This is a genomic window from Streptomyces sp. NBC_00775, from assembly GCF_036347135.1.
GTDB lineage: Bacteria > Actinomycetota > Actinomycetes > Streptomycetales > Streptomycetaceae > Streptomyces > Streptomyces lutosisoli.
This window is the reverse complement of record NZ_CP108938.1, coordinates 6,566,184-6,580,341: the sequence shown is the minus strand read 5'-3', so window position 1 is coordinate 6,580,341 and position 14,158 is coordinate 6,566,184. Positions and strand designations below refer to the sequence as shown.

At 71.9% G+C, this 14,158-nt stretch carries 14 protein-coding genes; 10 read left to right on the top strand and 4 right to left on the bottom strand.

Annotated elements, in window-relative coordinates:
* The first annotated feature begins 62 nt into the window (after window positions 1-62).
* The 3 genes from OIC96_RS29290 (at window position 63) to galE (ending at window position 4,090) form a co-directional block, all read left to right on the top strand.
* Window positions 63-1,370 (top strand): glycosyltransferase 87 family protein, encoded by a 1,308-nt coding sequence (locus OIC96_RS29290; RefSeq protein WP_406501697.1) that lies wholly within the window; start codon window positions 63-65, stop codon window positions 1,368-1,370.
* A gap of 55 nt (window positions 1,371-1,425) precedes the next feature.
* On the top strand, window positions 1,426-3,021 hold the full coding sequence (locus tag OIC96_RS29285; protein WP_330304985.1) for a glycosyltransferase family 2 protein: 1,596 nt from the start codon (window positions 1,426-1,428) through the stop codon (window positions 3,019-3,021).
* 70 nt (window positions 3,022-3,091) lie between these two features.
* Window positions 3,092-4,090 (top strand): UDP-glucose 4-epimerase GalE, encoded by a 999-nt coding sequence (gene galE / locus OIC96_RS29280; RefSeq protein ID WP_330304986.1) that lies wholly within the window; start codon window positions 3,092-3,094, stop codon window positions 4,088-4,090.
* A 14-nt stretch (window positions 4,091-4,104) separates the two neighbouring features.
* On the opposite strand, the gene OIC96_RS29275 is transcribed toward galE, so the two are convergent.
* On the bottom strand, window positions 4,105-5,034 hold the full coding sequence (locus OIC96_RS29275) for an oxidoreductase (RefSeq protein WP_330304987.1): 930 nt from the start codon (window positions 5,032-5,034) through the stop codon (window positions 4,105-4,107).
* Window positions 5,035-5,152: 118 nt separating this feature from the next.
* Between OIC96_RS29275 and OIC96_RS29270 the strand changes: the two genes are divergently transcribed.
* The 4 genes from OIC96_RS29270 (at window position 5,153) to OIC96_RS29255 (ending at window position 9,193) form a co-directional block, all read left to right on the top strand.
* The gene (locus OIC96_RS29270) at window positions 5,153-5,770 is read left to right on the top strand and encodes a TetR/AcrR family transcriptional regulator (protein WP_330304988.1); all 618 of its coding nucleotides are present in this window, start codon (window positions 5,153-5,155) and stop codon (window positions 5,768-5,770) included.
* Window positions 5,771-5,820: 50 nt separating this feature from the next.
* Window positions 5,821-6,861, top strand: a complete 1,041-nt coding sequence (locus OIC96_RS29265) for an ADP-ribosylglycohydrolase family protein (RefSeq protein WP_330304989.1) — start codon at window positions 5,821-5,823, stop codon at window positions 6,859-6,861.
* Window positions 6,862-6,940: 79 nt separating this feature from the next.
* Window positions 6,941-8,401, top strand: a complete 1,461-nt coding sequence (locus tag OIC96_RS29260; RefSeq protein WP_330304990.1) for an FG-GAP-like repeat-containing protein — start codon at window positions 6,941-6,943, stop codon at window positions 8,399-8,401.
* A 108-nt stretch (window positions 8,402-8,509) separates the two neighbouring features.
* Complete coding sequence (locus tag OIC96_RS29255; RefSeq protein ID WP_330304991.1) at window positions 8,510-9,193, top strand: class I SAM-dependent methyltransferase; 684 nt, start codon at window positions 8,510-8,512, stop codon at window positions 9,191-9,193.
* Between the two features lie 18 nt (window positions 9,194-9,211).
* On the opposite strand, the gene OIC96_RS29250 is transcribed toward OIC96_RS29255, so the two are convergent.
* Both OIC96_RS29250 and OIC96_RS29245 read right to left on the bottom strand, forming a co-directional pair.
* Window positions 9,212-9,859, bottom strand: coding sequence for a response regulator transcription factor (locus OIC96_RS29250; protein WP_330304992.1), 648 nt, complete (start codon window positions 9,857-9,859; stop codon window positions 9,212-9,214).
* A gap of 49 nt (window positions 9,860-9,908) precedes the next feature.
* On the bottom strand, window positions 9,909-11,117 hold the full coding sequence (locus OIC96_RS29245; RefSeq protein WP_330304993.1) for a sensor histidine kinase: 1,209 nt from the start codon (window positions 11,115-11,117) through the stop codon (window positions 9,909-9,911).
* Window positions 11,118-11,312: 195 nt separating this feature from the next.
* Between OIC96_RS29245 and OIC96_RS29240 the strand changes: the two genes are divergently transcribed.
* The gene (locus tag OIC96_RS29240) at window positions 11,313-11,504 is read left to right on the top strand and encodes a hypothetical protein (RefSeq protein WP_330304994.1); all 192 of its coding nucleotides are present in this window, start codon (window positions 11,313-11,315) and stop codon (window positions 11,502-11,504) included.
* Window positions 11,505-11,529: 25 nt separating this feature from the next.
* Here the strand turns inward: OIC96_RS29240 and OIC96_RS29235 are convergent, their stop codons facing one another.
* Complete coding sequence (locus tag OIC96_RS29235) at window positions 11,530-12,168, bottom strand: TetR/AcrR family transcriptional regulator (RefSeq protein ID WP_406330476.1); 639 nt, start codon at window positions 12,166-12,168, stop codon at window positions 11,530-11,532.
* Between the two features lie 172 nt (window positions 12,169-12,340).
* Between OIC96_RS29235 and OIC96_RS29230 the strand changes: the two genes are divergently transcribed.
* Complete coding sequence (locus tag OIC96_RS29230; RefSeq protein ID WP_330304996.1) at window positions 12,341-13,261, top strand: ABC transporter permease; 921 nt, start codon at window positions 12,341-12,343, stop codon at window positions 13,259-13,261.
* A 4-nt stretch (window positions 13,262-13,265) separates the two neighbouring features.
* The gene (locus OIC96_RS29225) at window positions 13,266-14,087 is read left to right on the top strand and encodes an ABC transporter ATP-binding protein (RefSeq protein ID WP_330310132.1); all 822 of its coding nucleotides are present in this window, start codon (window positions 13,266-13,268) and stop codon (window positions 14,085-14,087) included.
* The last annotated feature ends 71 nt before the right edge of the window (window positions 14,088-14,158 follow it).

Genomic DNA, 14,158 nt, shown 5'->3' with positions numbered 1-14,158 from the left:
CCCACATGACCCATCCATGCGGCTTACGATCCGGGCTTGACGAGCGCCTGGAGAGTTCCTTGATGAGTCCCTCGACGAGCCCTTTGAAGAGTCCCTTGAAGAGTCTTCTGAAGAAACATCGGCGCCCGCTCACCCTCGCCGCCGCCTGGCTGGCCACCCGCTCGCTGATGCTGTGGATGCTCGCCCACGACGAGCTCGCCCCGCTCGGCCGGGGCGGGGTCTCGAAGGAGGTGGGCCAGCTGTACTTCCGCTGGTACGGCGTCCTGTCGCACGGCGCGTTTCCGGCGGACGACCGCATGTGGCAGTACCCGCCGGGCGCGGGCCCGGTGCTGCTCGCGCCGGCGCTGCTGCCGATGCTGACGTACTTCACGGCCTTCGTGACGCTCACCCTCGCCACGGACGCCGTGATCACCGTCGCCCTCGCGCGCGCGGGCAGCCGCCCGGGCCGCAGCCTGCGCGGTGCCGCCCTGTGGACGCTGGCGCTCCCCCTGCTCCTGCACATCCCGCTCGCCCGGTACGACGTCGAGGTCACCGCCTTCGCCGTCATCTCCCTGTTGACGTTGTCGCGCTCCACGCGTGCGTGCGGCGCGTTCGCCGCGATGGGGGCCCTGGTGAAGGTCTGGCCCGCGCTGGCCCTGATCGGCACCCCGCGGGGCCGTACGACACGGGAGGCCTGGACGTCGGCGGCGGTCATGGCGGGCGCGCTGCTCACTCTCCTGGCGGCCGTCTTCAGCAACCCCTTCGGCTTCCTGCGCCAGCAGGGCGGCCGGGGCGTGCAGATCGAGTCGCTCGGGGGCACGGTCCTGGGCTTCGCGCGCCGCGCCGGATGGCCGGGGGCGGTGCGCTACCAGTACGGCGCGATGGAGTTCGTGGGCCCGTACGTCTCCGCGGTCGCCGCCGTCTCGCTCGCCCTGACGGTCGCCGCGTTCGGGCTCCTGCTGCTGTGGCGGGTGCGGGCGCGACGCTGGACACCGGCGACCCCGTACGACGCGGCGCTCGCCGCCGTGCTGCTGTTCACGGTGACGAGCCGGGTGATCAGCCCCCAGTACATGGTGTGGCTGCTCGGCCTGTCCGCCGTGTGCCTGACCTCGCGGCACACCACGCAGCGCCCGGTGGCCGCGCTGCTCGTGGCGGCGACGGCGGTCAGCTCGGTCGCGTATCCCGGCCTGTACGGGGACGTCGTCCACAGCACCTGGACGGGCTGCCTGCTGATGCTCGTACGCAATGGACTGCTGGCGACGGCCGCCGGGCTGTCGTTCGCACGGCTGTGGCGGTCGGGCCACCCCGCGACCGTGACAGACGGGGTGAAATCAGACGCGTCCGCGCGGAACGCTCACCCCACTCCTGCCGTCTTCCCGACGAGACACTAAGTACCTCTTAACGGAAAATTACTCGCAACACCTACCGTTCCGGCACGTGGATCCCATGAACCCTCACTCCCCGCAGGTCAGTGTCGTCGTCATCGGGTACGACGACGCCCCCCATGTGACCGACGCGGTGCGCTCGGCGCTCGCGCAGGGCCCGGCGGTCCGTGAGGTGATCGCGGTGGACGACTGCTCGACGGACGGCAGCGGGGACCTCCTCGACGGCCTCGCCGCCGGGGAGCCGCGTCTGAGAGTGATCCGCCGGGCGGTCAACAGCGGGGGCTGCGGCAGCCCCCGCAACGACGGCATGGACGCCACGACAGCCCCGTACGTGATGTTCCTGGACAGCGACGACCTGCTGCCGCCCGGCGCGGTGGACGCGCTGCTGGGCGCGGCGCGCGAGCAGCGCGCGCCGGTCGCGTCCGGGCTCTGCGTGCGCCGCGAGCTGCCCTCGGGGCGCGAAGTCCCGTGGGAGCGTGCCCTGTACGCGCGCCCCGCGCTGGTCCCGCACCCCGCACGGCGCACGCGCCTGGTGCACGACACCCTCTGCGTCAACAAGCTGTACCGCACCGACTTCCTGCGCGAGCACTGGATCCGCTTCCCCGAGGGCCGCTTCCGCTACGAGGACTTCGTCTTCACCGCGCGCGTGCTGGCCGCCGGACCGCGCATCGCGCTGATCCCCGACACGGTGTACGTCTGGCACGTGCGGCGCGACGCGGCCCGGCTGTCGATCTCGCTCGACCGGGCGGACATCGACAACTGGCGGGCGCGGACCGAGGCCAACCAGGTGGCGTACGAGATCCTGCTGGGCGCCGGTGAGAAGCGGCTCGCGCAGGCCGTGCACGCCAAGTTCCTCGACCACGAGCTGCGGATGTACACGCGCGAACTGGAGCTGCGCGGTCCCGAGTACCGCAGCGCGTGGTGGGAGCTCACGCGCGCGCATCTGTCGACGTTCGACGCGACCGACTTCACCGTCAACCCGACCGCCCCCGGCCGCCTCGTCGCCCGCGTGGTGCTGGCCTCCCCCGCACCCCGTGATCTGCCCCGCCTCAAGGAGCTCGCGGCCCGCCCGGCCAGGCTGCTCGCGCCGTACGCGCGCGCCTCCGACGGGACGCCCATCTGGTCGGACGGCCTCCCCCAGGTGACGCTGGACCACTTCCTCGTCCGCCCCGCGCATCTGCTGCCGGCCTCCGTCGACGCGGAACTGCGGCCACGCGCGCGTGGCACCCTCCTGCGACTGCGCCTGCACGAGCTGTACGGGCGGATGGCGGAGGCGGGTCCGGCGTCGGTGGAGGTGGAGTTCGTGCACCGGGAGGAGGGCCGGGTGGGCGGGCGCGCCGCCGCGGTCTTCGTGCCCGACCGGTACGGGGACGTCTGGACCGCCGGGACGCCGGTGGACCTGTCGGCGCTGGGCGCGGGCGTCTGGGACCTCCGGCTGAAGCTCGTTTTCCGCGACGGCACGAGCCGCGAGGCCACGGCGCACGCGCTCACGGGCCCCGGCCTGCTGCGCCGCCGCGCGATCCCGGACGCCCGCCACGGGGTCCTGCTGGTGCAGCCGTACCGCACGCACGCGGGGGCGCTGGCGCTGCGCACGGCGTCCGGATGGAGAGGAATGACCGAGGTCGTACGCCGCCGGCTCGGCCGCCTGCTTCACTGATACGCGACCGAACGCCACACGCAACGGCACACGCACCACCACGGGCTCACCGACGAGGGGACGACCGCACATGACCTGGCTGATCACCGGCGGCGCCGGCTACATCGGGGCGCACATCGTGCGCGCGATGCTCGACGCGGGCGAACAGGCCGTGGTCTACGACGACTTGTCCACGGGGATCGTGGAGCGGGTGCCGTCCGGAGTGCCGCTGGTAGTCGGCTCGACCCTGGACGCCGATCTGCTGGCCCGGACCCTGAAGGAGCACTCCGTCACCGGTGTCGTCCATCTGGCGGCGAAGAAGCAGGTCGGCGAGTCGGTGGAACTCCCGCTGCACTACTACCGGGAGAACGTCGAGGGCCTGCGGGTCCTGCTGGATGCGGTGACGGTCGCGGGGGTCGGCTCCTTCGTGTTCTCGTCCTCGGCAGCGGTGTACGGCATGCCGGATGTGGACCTGGTCACGGAGGAGACGCCGTGCGTGCCGATGAGCCCGTACGGCGAGACGAAGCTGGCGGGCGAGTGGCTGGTCCGCGCGACGGGCCGGGCGACGGGCCTGTCCACGGCGTCGCTGCGCTACTTCAACGTGGCGGGGGCGGCGACACCGGAACTGGCCGACGTGGGCGTCTTCAACCTGATCCCCATGATCTTCGAGAAGCTCACCGAGGACGCCCCGCCGCGCGTCTTCGGCGACGACTATCCGACCCCCGACGGGACGTGCGTCCGGGACTACATCCATGTGGTCGACCTGGCCGAGGCCCATGTGGCCGCGGCCCGCGCCCTGGAGGCGTCCCCGGGCACCGACCTCACCCTCAACATCGGCCGCGGCGAAGGCGTCTCGGTCCGCGAGATGATCGACCGCGTCAACGCCCTCACCGGCTACGACCGCCCCCCGGTCACCACCCCTCGCCGCCCCGGCGACCCGGCCCGGGTGGTCGCCTCCGCCGACCGCATCGCCACCGCACTGGGCTGGAAGGCGAAGTACGACATCCAGGACATGATCACGTCGGCGTGGGCGGGGTGGGTACGCCTGCATCCTGGGGCGGCGCGCGACCAGGGGACTTCCAGGGCCTAGGGAGCCAGGGGCTTCTAGAGAGCCGCCTTCGCCTCGCTCAGCTGGGGGAAGGTGACGCCGGTCAGCTCCTCGGAGGCCCTCCACAGGTGGACGGCGGACACCGGGTCGCTGGCCGCGGCCGAGCGGCCGACGAGCGTCGGTCCGCCGCGCATCTCGGCGAACCCGTCGGGGCCGACGTAGCTGGCTCCGGGCAGATCCTGGGTGGCGGCGTACAGCGTGGGCAGGGCGCCCGCCTTGCTGTCCTGGGCGAAGAACCGGTTGCCCACCGCCATCAGGGCCCGCCGGACCACGCTGGCGTCGTGGCCCTGGAGGTTGGTGGCGGCCCAGCCGGGGTGCGCGGCGAGGGCCCGCACGGGCCACCCCTCGGAGGCGAGACGGCTCTGCAGTTCCAGGGTGAACAGCAGATTGGCGAGCTTGGACTGGCTGTAGGCGGTCATGGGCGAGTACGCGCCGCCGGTCAGGTGGAGATTGTCGAAGTGCATGTGGTTGCTACTGGGGATCTTGTGGGCCCCGGAGGCCACGGTGACCACCCGGTCGGTCACGTGCGGCAGCAGCAGGTTGGTCAGGGCGAAGTGGCCCAGGTGATTGGTCCCGAACTGCATCTCGAAGCCGTCCTTGGTGCGGGCCTCGGGGATGTTCATGACTCCGGCGTTGTTGATGAGCAGGTCGAGGTCGCCGGTCCAGGAAGCGGCGAACTCCCGTACTGAGGAGAGGTCGGCCAGGTCGAGCCGCCGCACCTCCACACTCCCCTTGGCGTCCTTCACGGTGCCGGCGGCGGCCTCGCCGCGCCGCACGTCCCGTACGGCGAGCACCACGTGGGCACCGGCCCGGGCGAGGGCGTCGACGGTGGCGATGCCGAGCCCGCTGTTGGCGCCGGTGACGATCGCCGTACGGCCGGTCTGGTCCTCGATGTCGCTTGCGTTCCACTGCTGCTGCTTGGCCATGCGCTTCAATGTAGGCGCCGACAACAATGCTGTCAACGACAACAATGATGGCGATGCCAACAATAGTGACACTGCCAACAATGTAGCCGGTGAACACATGCGCACTACACTGACCGCTATGCAGACTGGCCAGACACGTCGTTACCACCACGGAGACCTGCGCGCCGCGCTGCTGGCCCGCGCCGAGGAGACGCTCAAGGAGAAGGGCCCGGCGGCCCTGTCCCTGCGCGAACTGGCCCGCGACCTCGGCGTCAGCCACGCCGCGCCGAGCCGCCACTTCAAGGACAAGCAGGCCCTGCTGGACGCGCTGGCCGAGGCCGGTTTCGACCGCCTCGGCGAAGCGCTGGCCGCCTCCCAGGAGACGGCGGACGAGTCCTTCGCCGACCGCCTCGGCGCCCTGGCCCGCGCCTACGTGGGCTTCGCCACCGCCAACGCGGAACTCCTCGACCTCATGTTCTCCATCAAGCACGACCCGGCCGCCTCCGACGCCCTGATCAAGGCCTCCCAGGGCATGTCGGTCCTGGGCCTGCGCCTGATCGAGGACGGCCAGCGCCGCGGCGAGGTCCGCGAGGGCCCCGTCGCCAGCATCGCCACCCCTCTCTTCACCACCCTCCACGGCTTCGCCGCCCTCGCCGTATCCGGCACCCTCCCCTCCGCATCCCTGAAGACAGACCTGGAGTACGTCATCGCCCACACCCTCCGGGGCTGCGCACCGGACGTTCCGGGTCCGGCCTGAGCCGTACCGCCCGCAGCGCGACCGACGCCGCCCCCCCGTACGCTCCCTCAATGACCGCCCCCAGCACGGCCCTCGCCGCAGCGCTCGGCACCGTCCTCGGCTCCGCGGTGGGCGACGCCCTCGGCGCCCCCTTCGAGTTCGGCCCCGAAGGCGCGTTCACGGCCCGCTTCCCGACGCCCGGGTACGGCGGGGAGATGTGCGGAGGCGGCGGCTGGGACCCCGGCGAAGCAACCGACGACACGCAGATGGCCGTACTGGTCGGCGAGTCCCTGCTCCGGCACGACGGGCTCGAACTCCCCGACATCTTCCGCAGGTTCCAGCAGTGGGCGGCAGCCGATCCGAAGGACATCGGCCTGCAGACGGAGGCCGTGCTCGGCAGCGGAGACCCCTGGGACCGGGCCGCCGCCCTGCACTTCCAGGTCAGCCAACGAGCGGCGGGAAACGGCTCGTTGATGCGCGCGGCCACCTCCGCCGTGTACTTCGCCCCGCACGGCCGGACCGCCACCATGGCCGCCGCCCGCCAGATCGCCGCCCTCACCCACGGCGACCGGGCGGCCTGGGAGGGCACGGCGCTCTTCCACGAGCTGATCCGCGTCGCGCTGGACGGCCGGGACCCGCTCACCGCGATCCCGGAAGCGCTCGACTTCGTCCACCCGGACCATCGCGCCCGCTATGCCACCGTCCTCGCCCCCGACTGGCACCCGGACCAGGCCACGGAGTTCAACGGCGCCGTATGGCCCTGTCTCGGCTCCGCCGTATGGGCCCTGCGGACGACGGACTCGTACGAAGCCGCCGTACGCGACGCGATCGACCTCGGCGGCGACACGGACACCGTCGCGGCGGTGACGGGCGGACTCGCGGGCGCCGTGTACGGGGCGGACGCCGTTCCGGAACGCTGGACCGAGCTCCTGCACATACCCATGCCGGGCTCCGGGGACCACGACCGGGTACTGCGCACCCCGGAACTCACCGACCTCGCCCGACGGCTGGCGACCGCCATCGACGCCTCCCCCGAAACTTCCGCCCCGGGTACAACCGTGACCCCGCATCGGGGGTCTGGGATACGCCACCACCGCGCGAATCCCGGGTGAACTACGGGCGAACGCGGTGGACCGGCGTTCCGTCGGATTCCGGATGCCCCGCATCCCCGTGTGCTCAGGGGAAACCTGCATGAACAGACGTATACGCGTCACCCTCGCGACGGCCGCGGCCACCGCGCTGACCGGCGGTCTGCTCGCCGGAGCGGCGACCCCGGTCGCCGCCGCGACGGCCACCGCTGCCGGGAGCCAGCTGCGGGGCGACTTCAACGGTGACGGCTATCGCGATGTCGCGATCGGTGTGCCCGCCGGCACGGACGGCTCCTGGGAGGCCGGCTGGGTCGGCGTCGTGTACGGCACGTCCGCCGGTATCGACCCGACGAAGCGGAAGATCCTCACGCAGTCCGGGAGCGTCAACCCCGGCTCGTCCGAGGGCGGCGATCTCTTCGGCGCGGGCCTGTCCGTCGCCGACTTCGACGGTGACGGCTACAGCGACCTCGCGGTCGGTGCCCCCGGCGAGGACATCGGCTCGAACTCCTCGCAGGGCACGGTCACCCTGTACTGGGGCGGTCCGAGCGGACTCGGCACGTCCGCCGCGCTCGTCAAGGACCCGGTGGCGAAGGACACCAACCGGTTCGGCGGAGCGATCACGGCGGGCGACTTCGACGGGGACGGGGACACCGACCTCGCCTCCTACAACGCGCTCTCCTCCACGGTCTCCGTCCTCCACGGTCCGTTCACCCGTACCGGCACCTGGGCCTCCGCCTCGACCGTGACCCTGCCGGAGACCTCGGCGTACGCCACCGGTTTCCTGTCGTCCGGGAACGTCTCCGGCGACGCGGCGGACGATCTGGTCGTGCAGTACCGGACCCTGCACGGCGGCACCAATCGCGCCTGGTACTTCCGCGGTTCCGCCACCGGTGCGGGGCTGGTCCAGGAGGCCGTGCTGCCCGCCTCGCACACCTCCGCGGTCGGGGACATCGACAAGGACGGGTACGCCGACATCGCGGTCGCCGACGCCTACGAGACCACCGGCGTCGGAGGCGCGGTGACGGTGCTCTACGGCGGCTCGGCGGGCCTCGGCACAAGCCGGGCGGCGACCGCCCTGACCCAGAACTCGCCGGGCGTTCCGGGCTCCTCGGAGAGCGGTGACCGCTTCGGCGCCGCCCTCTCGATCTCCGACGTGACCGGCGACGGCTACGGCGACCTGGCCGTCGGACTCCCCGGCGAGGACGTCGGCAGCCTCACCGACGCGGGCTCGGTCGTCCTGCTGCGCGGCTCGGCGACCGGCATCGCCGGCACCGGCAACCAGAGCCTCACCCAGAACACGTCCGGGATCCCGGGCACGGCGGAGAGCAAGGACCAGTTCGGTTCCTTCGTCCTGCTGACGGACGTCAACAACAACGGCAGGGCCGACCTGACCGCCGCCGCGATCGGCGAGGCCGTCACCGGCACGACCGTCCGCACCGGCGCGGTCTGGCGTCTCCCCGGCGCCACCACGGGCCTCACCGGCACCGGCTCCAAGAGCTTCGGCTCCTACGAACTCGGCCGCGCACGCGAGGACCAGTCCTTCGGCCGGACGCTGGGCGGCTGAGACACCCCGGGCGGCCGGAACCGGAACCGGCCGACGGCCGCCCCGGCCGCCGACGCCGTCAGCGAACAGCTCTCCGGCGTCGGTGGCGTCGTCCCTAGCATCGACGGCATGACAGCCGAGACGACAGGAACGACACCGGCGTACGACGAACACGCCGACTGGTACAACGACTTCATGTCGGCCGGCACGGCCGGGGCGTTCATCGAGCGGGTGCACGCCACGATCGTGGAGTTGCTGGGGACCGGCGAGGGAATGTGTCTGGACGTCTGCTGCGGCACGGGGGCCCACGCGCCCGCGCTGGCCGGGCTCGGCTGGACGCCGGTCGGGGTGGATCTGTCGGGCGGTCAACTGCGGCACGCGGTACGAAAGTTGCCCGTCGCACAGGCGGACGCGGCGGCGCTTCCGTTCGGTTACGGCTCCGTGCCCGCCGTCGCGTGCGTGCTGGCCCACACCGACGTGCCCGACTACGCGGCCGTGCTGCGGGAGGCCGCCCGGGTGCTGCGGCCCGGTGGGCGGTTCCTGCACCTGGGCGTGCATCCGTGTTTCATCGGCGCGTTCGCCGACTGGAGCGACCGGCCCAGGGTGCTGCTCGACGAGCGGTACGCCGACCGGTCCCGCAGCTTCGAGGCCTGGAACCCGGCGGGCGTCCGGGCCCGCGTCGGCGCCTGGCACCTCCCGCTCGCGGAGCTGCTCAACGCCACGACGGCGGCCGGGCTCCGGCTGGTGCGCACCGCCGAGGCGGGCCCGGGCGGGGTCCCGGACCTGTTCGGCTTCCTGGCCATGAAGGACTGACCGAAGGGGCCGGGCGACCTACAGGCCCTTGTTCAGGTACGCCAGCACCGCCAGCACCCGCCGGTGCCCGCTGTCGGTCGGCGGCAGGCCCAGCTTGGTGAACACGTTGCCGATGTGCTTGCTGACCGCGCTGTCGGAGAGGACCAGGGTCTTGCTTATGGTCGTGTTGTCGAGGCCCTCGGCCATCAGTTTGAGGACCTCGCGTTCGCGCGGGGTCAGCGAGTCGAGGGGTGAGTCCCGGCGGCGGGTGAGGAGTTCGGTGACGACCTCGGGGTCCAGGGCCGTGCCGCCGGCCGCGACCCGGTCCAGCGCGTCGAGGAACTCGTCGACCCGGCCGACGCGGTCCTTGAGCAGATAGCCGACCCCGCTCGCCCCACCGCCGAGCAACTCGGCCGCGTACGACTCCTCGACGTACTGCGAGAGCACCAGCACCGGCAGCCCGGGGATCTCCGCCCGGGCGGCGAGTGCCGCGCGCAGCCCCTCGTCGCGGAAGCCGGGCGGCATCCGGACGTCGAGGACGGCGACGTCCGGGCGGTGCGCCAGGAGGGCCGGAAGCACCTCGGGCCCGCTGCCCGCGACGGCCACCACCTCGTGCCCGGCCGAGGTGAGCAGCAGCACCAGGCCCTCCCGCAGCAGAGCGTTGTCCTCGGCGATCACCACACGCACAGCAGCCCACCCATTGTTTCCGCCCCCATGAGGGCCTGCTCGGTCACCGTCACCACACGCACGGCAGTTCCACCTCGATCACCGTCGGCCCCCCGACGGGGCTCGTCACCATCAGCGTTCCGTCGAGCGCGGCCACGCGTCGCCGCATGCCGAGCAGTCCGGAGCCGCCGGCTTCTCCCCCAGAACCGAAAGCCTGGGAGGTGCCCCCAGCCCCGCCCCGCCCCTCGTCCCGTACGACCACCCTCAACCCGGCCGGGAGCCGCGCCAGTTCGACCGACGCCCGCTCCGCCCCGCTGTGCTTCACCGCGTTCGTGAGCGACTCGGCCACCACGAAGTACGCCGCCGCCTCGACGGCCGCCGGAGGCCTCGCGCCGCCCTCCGGGGCGCCCTCCGAACGGTCCTCCAGGCCGCCGTCCACCCCTACCGTGACGTCGAGCCCGCTGCTCGCCGCGAGCGCGCGCACCGCACCCGCCAGGCCCCGGTCGGTGAGGATCGGCGGATGGATGCCGCGCACCACGTGCCGCAGCTCCGTCAGGGCCGCCTCGGCCTGGTCCTGGGCGTCGTCGAGGAGTTTGCGCGCGGCCTCCGGGTCACGGTCGTACGCCCGTTTCGCGAGGCCGATCCGCATCGAGAGGGAGACCAGGCGCGCCTGTGTGCCGTCGTGCAGGTCCCGTTCGATACGGCGCAGTTCGGCGCCGTGCGCGGCGACCGCGCCCGCCCGGGTCTCGGTCAGCTCCTCCACCCGCTCGACGAGCCGTGCCTTGGGCGAGGGCTTGAGCAGGGCGGTCGACCACCGCGCGTCGAGGTCGGCGAGCCGGCTGATCAGCGGGAGTACGACAGCTTCACGGCCCAGCAGTCCCTGCCACACGCCGTCGACGACCAGGCCGACCGGCCACAGCGGCAGCGCGAGGGCGCCGAGGAAGCCGTAGAAGTAGTGGGCGATCATCCAGCGCAGGTCGGTGAAGGTGCCGGGGTCGCGGACCGCCGTGCGCAGCCGCTCGCGGAGCCGGCCCTTGATGGGCAGATACGCCTCGGGGATCTCCTGGCCGGTCCAGTCGGCCACCATGCGCCGCTTGGCCCCGGCGATGCGCCGTATCACCAGCACCGTCTCGGGCAGCATCGCGGCGCCGACCACGGCGAGCGTGGCGATGACCGTGATGATCAGCACGGTGATGAAGATGATCGTCGCGAACGACAGCACGGCGGCCAGGACGAGGTGCACCGTCGCCCGCCACGCCTGTCGCACTGTCGTCCGCATGGCGTTCAGATTAGGCGACCGGCACCCGCCCGGGGCCGGGGGTGCAGCGGGCTGCACCCCCGCTTCGGCAGCGCACTCCCTCGAAACGGCGCCCGTACGACGGGATCGTTGATCTCGGAAGTTCTCCGCTCCCCGAGGCCCGCACCCGGGGTTCACGGCCCGCCCGCAGGGCCCCGTCCCAGAAGGAAACCTGCCATGAAGTCGCTGCTGTCCTCGAAGCCCGTTCTCTGGTTCCTGTTCCTGTTCAACCTCGTCGTCGCCGCGGCGGCCCCGTTCGTGGTCGACGGCTCGCAGGGCGTCATGACCGCGGTCGGCATGGGCGTCGTCTCGCTGGGGGCGGGCGTCAGCCTCCTGAAGGGCCGCGGGCAGCGGCAGCACGCCGCCTGACCGGGCAGATCATGACCCGAGCCGGTCAGAGCGCCTTGAGCGCCGCCGCCGTGGCCCGGGCCAGGCTCGCCAGATACCCCTTCGGCAGTTTCGGCCCACGGACCACGACCGCCCGCCAGTACAGGGGCCCGGACATCAGGTCGAGCGCGAGTTCGAGGTCGATCCCCTCGCGCACCTCACCCCGCGCGGCCGCCGCCGCGACGATGCCGCTCGCGACCCCCTGCTGACCCTCGCGCAGCGCCTTCTGCATGGCGTCCGCGATCTCGGGGTTGCGGGCCGCCTCGGCCTGGAGGTCGGGGATGATCTGGCCGGCGACGGGGTGGCGCAGCGCGCGCGAGGTGACCTCGTACAGCAGGCGCAGGTCGCCCTCCAGGGAGCCCGTGTCAGGGGCGGGCAGCCCCTGGACCGCTACCGCCGAGACCAGGTCGAGCACCAGGTGGAGTTTCGAGCGCCAGCGCCGGTACACCGCGGTCTTGCCGACACCCGCACGGCGGGCGATGCCCTCGATGGACATCCGGGCGTAGCCGACGGCCGCGAGTTCCTCGAAGACGGCGGCGCGGATGGCCTCGGTCACGTCCTCCCGGAGGACGGCCGCCCCGGCGGGGGCCCGGCGGCGCGGCGGCTTCCCCTCGGGAGGCGCGGGCGCATCGGCGTTCGTCGTCATGCGGACCAGCATAGGCCGTTACGACGAAACGGTTGCGTTCCGACGACCTGAAGGCCTACGCTCCCGTTGCGACGATACGGTCCCGTTCCGACGTAAGAAGACGGCAAGGACGACGTAAGAAACGTCAAGGACGGACCCCGCGCACCCCACCCCCCGAGCGAAAGCAGCGGATGTGAGCCAGGTCCTCCACACACCGCCCCCGACAGCGACACCGGGCTCCCCCACCGACGACGCCGCGGCGCTCGCCGCCCGGTACGGCCTCACCGTCAGCGGCGCCCGTCCGACCCTGCCCGCGTACGTCCGCGAGCTGTGGGCGCGGCGCCACTTCATCACCGCCTTCGCCACCGCCAAGCTCACCGCCCAGTACAGCCAGGCGAAGCTCGGCCAGGTGTGGCAGGTGATGACCCCGCTGCTGAACGCGGCGGTCTACTACTTCATCTTCGGTGTGCTGCTCGGCACCAAGCACGGCGTGCCGGACTTCGTCCCGTTCCTGGTCACCGGCGTCTTCATCTGGACCTTCACCCAGAGCTCGATCATGGCGGGCACCCGGGCGATCTCCGGCAGCCTCGGCCTGGTCCGCGCCCTGCACTTCCCGCGGGCCGCGCTGCCGGTGTCGTACGCCATCCAGCAGCTCCAGCAGCTGCTGTTCTCGATGGCCGCGCTGGTCGTCATCCTGCTCTGCTTCGGCGTTCCGGTGAGCGCGTCGTGGCTGCTCGCCGTGCCCGTGCTCGTGCTGCAGTTCGTCTTCAACGCGGGCGTGGCGATGGTCATGGCGCGGATGGGCGCCAAGACGCCGGACATCGCGCAGCTCATGCCGTTCGTGCTCCGCACCTGGATGTACGTCTCCGGTGTCATGTGGAGCATCGCCGCGACGCTCAAGCACAGCCACATGCCGCACTGGGCGATGGTCGCGCTGGAAGGCAACCCGGCCGCCGTCTACATCGACCTGATGCGCTTCGCCCTCATCGACAGCTTCCACGCCCACCAGCTGCCGCACCACGTGTGGGCGCTGGCGATCGGCTGGGCGCTGGTCGCCGGGGTCGGCGGCTTCATCTACTTCTGGAAGGCCGAGGAGACGTACGGACGTGGCTGACATCATGACCAAGACGTACGAGGACGCCCCGGCGGGCGCCTCCGCGAACGCCCCCGAGGCGCGTGTCCCCACCGTCGTCGCCGACCGCGTCGACATCGTCTACCGCGTCAACGGCACGGGCGCCGGGCGGGGCAGCGCCACCGCCGCCCTCAACCGCATCCTGCGCCGCAAGCAGACCGAGAAGGCGGCCGGGGTGCGCAAGGTGCACGCCGTCAAGAGCGTCTCCTTCACGGCGTACCGGGGCGAGGCCATCGGTCTGATCGGCACCAACGGCTCGGGCAAGTCCACCCTGCTCAAGGCGGTCGCGGGCCTCCTCCCCGTGGAGAACGGCAAGATCTACACCGACGGCCAGCCCTCGCTCCTCGGCGTCAACGCGGCCCTGATGAACGACCTCACCGGCGAGCGGAACGTCTACCTCGGCGGACTGGCCATGGGCATGTCGCGCGAGCAGGTGAGGGAGCGTTACCAGGAGATCGTCGACTTCTCCGGCATCAACGAGAAGGGCGACTTCATCACGCTGCCCATGCGGACGTATTCCTCCGGGATGGCGGCGCGGCTCCGGTTCTCCATCGCGGCGGCCAAGGACCACGACGTGCTGATGATCGACGAGGCCCTCGCGACGGGGGATCGCTCCTTCCAGAAGCGCTCTGAGGCTCGGATTCGGGAGTTGCGGAAGAGTGCGGGGACGGTGTTCCTCGTGAGCCACAACAACAAGTCGATCCGGGATACGTGTGATCGGGTGTTGTGGCTTGAGCGGGGGGAGCTCCGCATGGACGGGGCTACGGAGGATGTGCTGAAGGAGTACGAGAAGTTCACGGGGAAGTAGGCGGGCGAGCGACGTAGGGGGTGCGGGGAGCTGCGCGTTGTCGGCTGCGGGTTGTGTGTGGCTGAGCGCGC

What these genes read in the sequence shown, in the direction of transcription:
- OIC96_RS29290 (WP_406501697.1), top strand. Translation starts at nt 63, where the DNA reads ATGAGTCCCTCGACGAGCCCTTTGAAGAGTCCCTTGAAGAGTCTTCTG.
- OIC96_RS29285 (WP_330304985.1), top strand. Translation starts at nt 1,426, where the DNA reads ATGAACCCTCACTCCCCGCAGGTCAGTGTCGTCGTCATCGGGTACGAC.
- galE (WP_330304986.1), top strand. Translation starts at nt 3,092, where the DNA reads ATGACCTGGCTGATCACCGGCGGCGCCGGCTACATCGGGGCGCACATC.
- OIC96_RS29275 (WP_330304987.1), bottom strand. Translation starts at nt 5,034, where the DNA reads ATGGCCAAGCAGCAGCAGTGGAACGCAAGCGACATCGAGGACCAGACC.
- OIC96_RS29270 (WP_330304988.1), top strand. Translation starts at nt 5,153, where the DNA reads ATGCAGACTGGCCAGACACGTCGTTACCACCACGGAGACCTGCGCGCC.
- OIC96_RS29265 (WP_330304989.1), top strand. Translation starts at nt 5,821, where the DNA reads ATGACCGCCCCCAGCACGGCCCTCGCCGCAGCGCTCGGCACCGTCCTC.
- OIC96_RS29260 (WP_330304990.1), top strand. Translation starts at nt 6,941, where the DNA reads ATGAACAGACGTATACGCGTCACCCTCGCGACGGCCGCGGCCACCGCG.
- OIC96_RS29255 (WP_330304991.1), top strand. Translation starts at nt 8,510, where the DNA reads ATGACAGCCGAGACGACAGGAACGACACCGGCGTACGACGAACACGCC.
- OIC96_RS29245 (WP_330304993.1), bottom strand. Translation starts at nt 11,117, where the DNA reads ATGCGGACGACAGTGCGACAGGCGTGGCGGGCGACGGTGCACCTCGTC.
- OIC96_RS29240 (WP_330304994.1), top strand. Translation starts at nt 11,313, where the DNA reads ATGAAGTCGCTGCTGTCCTCGAAGCCCGTTCTCTGGTTCCTGTTCCTG.
- OIC96_RS29235 (WP_406330476.1), bottom strand. Translation starts at nt 12,168, where the DNA reads ATGACGACGAACGCCGATGCGCCCGCGCCTCCCGAGGGGAAGCCGCCG.
- OIC96_RS29225 (WP_330310132.1), top strand. Translation starts at nt 13,266, where the DNA reads ATGACCAAGACGTACGAGGACGCCCCGGCGGGCGCCTCCGCGAACGCC.